Genomic DNA, 5480 nt, shown 5'->3' on the forward strand with positions numbered 1-5480 from the left:
GGCTTTAAAGAAATAATATGAAGAAGACTATATTATTTGATTTAGATGGAACTTTAACGGATTCTCAAGAAGGCATTCTTAAAAGCATTAAATTTGCATTGGAACATTTTGGTTATGATGTACCTGATGAAGAAACATTACAATTATTCTTAGGACCACCATTGGTAGATGCGTTCCAAGAACATTGTGGTATGACCTTTGAGCAAGCGGAAGAAACATACTTTAAATTCCGTGAACGGTATGGTACCATCGGTAAATTTGAAAATAAAGTATATCCGAATATTGTAGACTTATTAGCTAAATGTAAAACTGAACAATATACCATAGCTGTAGCTACTGCAAAACCAGAACATTATGCTAAAGATATTCTAGACCACTTTGAATTGACACCATACTTTGATGTTATTGTAGGTGCAAATTACGAGGCTGGTTTATTGCATAAGAAAGAGATTCTTGAAAAGGCTCTTACCCTTTGTGGTAACCCATTGACCGATGACAATGGTCGTCGTTTGGCATTTATGGTTGGGGATCGCAAGTATGATGTAGAGGCAGCTAATGAACTTGGTTGTATCTCTATCGGCGTTACTTATGGTTATGGTACAGAAGCTGAACTAAAAGAAGCTGATGCAGAATACATTTGTGATGATGTTGATGAAATTGCTGACGTTCTGGACCTTGAAGAAATGATGGTTCGTAGATAAGCTATTATAAATAAAATATCAACTTTAAAAGGCTAGAGGAATTTCCTCTAGCCTTTTGGCATCTATCTAAAAAAGGACTAACCTATAGGTTAGTCCTTTTGTGTTATTTTTTTAGGCCGCTTTTTTTAGCTAATGTTTTGATAACCTTAGCACTTTGTTTTTTCAACTTGCCGCCTGTTTGTTTGAGTTGGATACGTGTACGAGAAACACGACCAAGTGTAGTAATCTTAGTTTTGCGACGTGGCTTCATATCACGTTCGTTACCAAAGTCGCCACGTTGTACACTTGTTGCTTTTACCTTTTCAGCTCTGAAAGATTTACGTAACGCTTTCATAATTAATGTAAGCGGTAAGGATTGCTCAAAAGAATACAAATCAACAGCCACATAGCCTAGAGCAGGATATGTATGCAATGTAAAGTGAAAGCCTGGTGCAACAGATAGGAGGGCGATCTCCTCGTCCATAACTTGACAACTGATTTCATCAACATCAAGGTCAGCTAAATCAAATGCAGTTGCTACACTTTCTTGTACAGCTGTAGCGGATGAGATTGCATCCTCATCGCAGGAATATAAATCAATTAAAAGTTCTTGTCCTAATGCTTCTGCCATAACAACACCTTCTTTCATAAAAATATATCTCATTTATTATACCTAGAATTTAGGATTAAGTCCAATCATAGAAGGATGTATTAAAAGGTCAAATGTATAGTGTAATATATTTGACCTTTATATTGACTAAAGTCAAAAAGTCAAATATAATAGATATATGTAAAAAGCAAATAGTCAAAAATATATTAAATAAAATGTTAAAGAGGTGTTTTTTATGAGTATGATAGCTGATAAAATAGAAAAGTTTATATTGGATCGTATGCGTGAAGAACAAGAGAAATTAATTTTAAAGCGTAATGAATTAGCTGATGAATTAGATTGTGCACCTTCGCAAATTAGTTATGTACTAAGTACACGTTTTTCTAATGAGCGTGGGTTTGATGTTGAATCAAGACGTGGTCTAGGTGGATATATTCGAATTACAAAATTAAATCCAGAAAGCTCCGATTCACTACCAGCTGTAACAACCTATCGTATTTATGAAGGTCAAAATACAGTAGATCGATTGATTGATATTAAAGATATAGACCAATCCTTGTTCCAATTACTACAGGCTGAAAAGATTACTCGTCGTGAAGCTCAATTAATGCATAATTCCTTTGCTACATTAATTGAGAATACCGACATTGAACATCGTAATGATGCAATTCGTCAGCTCTACGCAACAATGGTGGATACACTACGGAAGGAGTGATGATCAGTGATATGTGATCATTGCCATAAAAATGAAGCTACCATCCACATGACAAATATTGTAAATAATCAGAAGACGGAACAACATTTGTGCAATACATGTGCCACTGCATTACAGCAGGAGGGAAAATTATCTCCTTATAGTTCCTTTATGAATGATATGTGGGATGATGGCTTTTTTACCAATGAGTTCTTTAAGAATATGGTCTATCCTGACAATCTATTAAAATCTCATCAGTCTAAACGTTGCCCTCAATGTGGTATTACCTATGATGAGTTCAATCGGATAGGCAAGTTTGGTTGTAATACATGTTATGAAACCTTTGCTAGTGAAATAAAACCGTTATTACAAAGATTACAAGGTAGTTCTGAATATGAAGGAACTGTTCCTAGTCATGATCATAATGTATTTAAAGCAAAGTATGAACTAAAGCGGTTACGTCATCAATTAGACTCAGCAATTCAAGCTGAGAACTTCGAAGATGCAGCCATTTTAAGAGATAAAATAAAAGAATTAGAAGCCATCATTGGTGGCGATAAAGAATAGGAGGTTCTTATTATGTTAGATACTATATTAGATTCTCCTTTAAGCCCATGGCTACAACATGATACGGACGCAACCGATCATATTGTCATATCTAGTCGAATCCGATTAGCACGAAATTTTGATGGTATATTGTTTACAAATCGTAATGATAAGTCATCTTTAGAAAAGGTAAATACCATTTCTAGAGGTTTGCTTCAACCTTTAAAAGAAGCAGATGGACATCAATACTCCAATATTAATCTTGAGCAATTAAGCGAGCGTGAGCGAGCTATATTGGTTGAAAAACATTTAATGAGTCCTGTATTGGAAGAAAAACTGCCATATCGCAATTTAGTAGTATCTGACGATGCATCTATTGTAATTATGGTGAATGAAGAAGACCATTTGCGGATTCAATCTATGGTTTCAGGATTGCGATTACAGAAAGCTTATGAACATGCTAAAAAAATAGATAAGGCTATTGAAGCAAAATATCCATATGCTTTTGATGAACGGTTTGGTTATTTAACGGCTTGTCCTACTAATGTAGGCACAGGTTTGAGGGCATCTGTAATGTTACATTTGCCAGCATTGACCATATCTGGACGAATTACACGACTCATACGTAGCATCATTCAATTAGGCTATTCTGTACGTGGACTATATGGAGAAGGCTCCGAAGCGTTAGGAAATATTTACCAAATTTCTAATCAACGTACAATGGGTGTCAGTGAAGAGGATACCATAGAGCAATTGACGAAGATTGTAGAAGGTATCATTGCAGAAGAGCGAAAATCTCGACAATCCTTATTACATAATGATAAAGAAGGTTTAGAAGATGTATTATGGCGCTCGTTTGGCGTTTTACAATATGCGCGTCGTGTAAATGGTAAAGAGGCCTTAACAAAGCTTAGCGATATCCAATTAGGCGTTGACTTAGAGATTTTACCTTCTTGGAGTAAGGATTCATTTAATGAATTAATCGCCATAACTAGACCTAATTTTCTTTCTAAATATGCAGGAAATGATGATCTAACAGAAATCGAGCGTGATAGCTATCGGGCAAAGGTAATCCGACAAAAGCTTTCACATTAATATAAATTTGGAAAAGATCAATTACATATAATACATTTACACATAATCATTTTATAACTATGTGTTGATAATAGATGGCTTTAATCGGATCCGATTAAAGCCAATATAATATATTCATGTTGACTGTAGAATTTGTTTGTTTAGTTAATAGCTATTCCAATGGTATGTCCTACCGTTGTTTACATATATTTGAAGAGAAATAATTACAATTTACATAGATAGATGAGGTGATAGTATGATGCAACGTTTCACAGATGATGCACAGCGTGTCCTATCCTTTGCTCAAGAAGCAGCATTGGAGTTGGGACATGACTATGTAGGCACTGAACATGTACTCATCGGCCTGACAAAGGTTAAAAGTGGCGTTGCCGCAAAGGCCTTAGAAGAGCTTGGTATTGTTACAGAAGATATATTTGAAGCTGTAGAAGAACACGTAGGTCGCGGCAATAAAAAAGCAACATCCATATATATGACCCCACGCGTTAAGCATGTACTTGAGTTAGCTATTCAAGTTGCTAATCGCATGAATCATAATTACGTTGGTACTGAGCATATTCTCTTAGGATTGATCAGTGATGGTGGTGGTGTTGCAGTTGGTATTTTACGGGCTATGAATATCCGTACCGATGATATTGTAGAATCGATTCGCCATATCCTAGGCTCTAATGCAAATGGTGACCATAGTGGTCAAGAAGGTCAAAATAGTAATAGTGACTTAGGTGATTTAGCTGATTTTGCAACGGACCTAAATGAGTCGGCAAAACAAGGTAAAATTGATCCTGTTATTGGGCGTGATACAGAAATTCAACGTGTTATTCAAATTCTTAGCCGTAGAACTAAAAATAATCCAGTTCTTATCGGTGAGCCTGGCGTAGGTAAGACGGCTATTGCTGAAGGTTTGGCGCAACGTATCGTCAATGGTAATGTGCCAGAAATTTTGCGCAATAAACGCATTATTTCTCTTAGCATTAGCTCCATGCTAGCTGGTGCAAAATACCGTGGTGAATTTGAAGAACGCTTGAAAAAAGCAATCGATGAAGTGCAACAACATGATGATATGATTATCTTCATTGATGAAATTCATACATTGGTCGGCGCAGGCGCTACTGAAGGTGCAATGGATGCAGCAAACATTTTAAAACCAGCTTTAGCACGCGGTGAATTCCAAGTGATTGGCGCTACGACACTTGATGAATATAAAAAGCATATTGAAAAAGATGCTGCTTTAGAGCGTCGTTTCCAACCTGTTCAAGTAGGGGAACCTAATGAAGAGGATGCTCTTGAAATCTTGAGGGGCTTGCGAGATCGCTATGAGGCTTTCCATAAGGCTAAAATTACAGATGAAGCATTAAAAGCTGCTGTTACCTTATCTAGTCGATATATTACAGATCGATTTTTGCCTGATAAGGCTATTGATGTGGTTGATGAAGCTGCCTCTAAGGTACGTATGAAAGTCTTTTCTGCAGCTCCTGATGTTAAGGCTTTAGAAGACCGACTCAATACGGTAAAGAAGGAAAAGGAAGCTGCTGTTACATCTCAAGATTTTGAAAAAGCAGCTAAGCTTCGTGATGAAGAGCAAGCTCTCGTTAAAGAGATTGACGATAAAAAAGCTGTAGCTAAAGAGGAAAGTGATCAAAAACTAATAGTTACAGAAGAAGATATTGCTGCAGTAGTAGCTCAGTGGACGGGTATTCCGGTGGCTAAAATAGCAGAAGAAGAATCTGAAACCTTGCTTCATTTAGAAGATGAGCTACATAAACGCGTTATCGGTCAAGATGATGCTGTTACAGCTGTAGCGAAAGCTGTGCGCCGTGCAAGGGCTGGATTAAAGGATCCAAAACGTCCTATTGGTTCA

At 36.7% G+C, this 5480-nt stretch carries 6 protein-coding genes; 5 read left to right on the forward strand and 1 reads right to left on the reverse strand.

Translation table 11 applies throughout. The annotated features are described in order from the left end of the window. The first annotated feature begins 17 nt into the window (after nt 1-17). A complete protein-coding gene (locus tag QZR70_RS08270) occupies nt 18-701 on the forward strand; it encodes an HAD hydrolase-like protein (RefSeq protein WP_295781764.1) in 684 nt (227 codons plus the stop codon). Between the two features lie 103 nt (nt 702-804). Here QZR70_RS08270 and QZR70_RS08275 read toward each other — a convergent pair whose 3' ends face one another. Beyond that, nucleotides 805-1311 (reverse strand): S-adenosylmethionine decarboxylase family protein, encoded by a 507-nt coding sequence (locus QZR70_RS08275; protein WP_005386379.1) that lies wholly within the window; start codon nt 1309-1311, stop codon nt 805-807. Nucleotides 1312-1525: 214 nt separating this feature from the next. Here QZR70_RS08275 and QZR70_RS08280 point away from each other — a divergent pair, with 214 nt between their 5' ends. The 4 genes from QZR70_RS08280 to QZR70_RS08295 all read left to right on the forward strand — a co-directional run. Beyond that, a complete protein-coding gene (locus tag QZR70_RS08280) occupies nt 1526-2005 on the forward strand; it encodes a CtsR family transcriptional regulator (protein WP_295794429.1) in 480 nt (159 codons plus the stop codon). Between the two features lie 48 nt (nt 2006-2053). Continuing rightward, entirely contained in the window at nt 2054-2551 is a 498-nt protein-coding gene (locus tag QZR70_RS08285) for a UvrB/UvrC motif-containing protein (RefSeq protein ID WP_295794430.1), read from the forward strand. A 12-nt stretch (nt 2552-2563) separates the two neighbouring features. Further along, the gene (locus tag QZR70_RS08290) at nt 2564-3625 is read left to right on the forward strand and encodes a protein arginine kinase (protein WP_295794432.1); all 1062 of its coding nucleotides are present in this window, start codon (nt 2564-2566) and stop codon (nt 3623-3625) included. A 235-nt stretch (nt 3626-3860) separates the two neighbouring features. Further along, the coding region (locus tag QZR70_RS08295) for an ATP-dependent Clp protease ATP-binding subunit (RefSeq protein ID WP_295794434.1) at nt 3861-5480 on the forward strand (1620 nt) is incomplete at its 3' end.

The organism is uncultured Veillonella sp., from assembly GCF_900545205.1.
Taxonomy (GTDB): domain Bacteria; phylum Bacillota; class Negativicutes; order Veillonellales; family Veillonellaceae; genus Veillonella.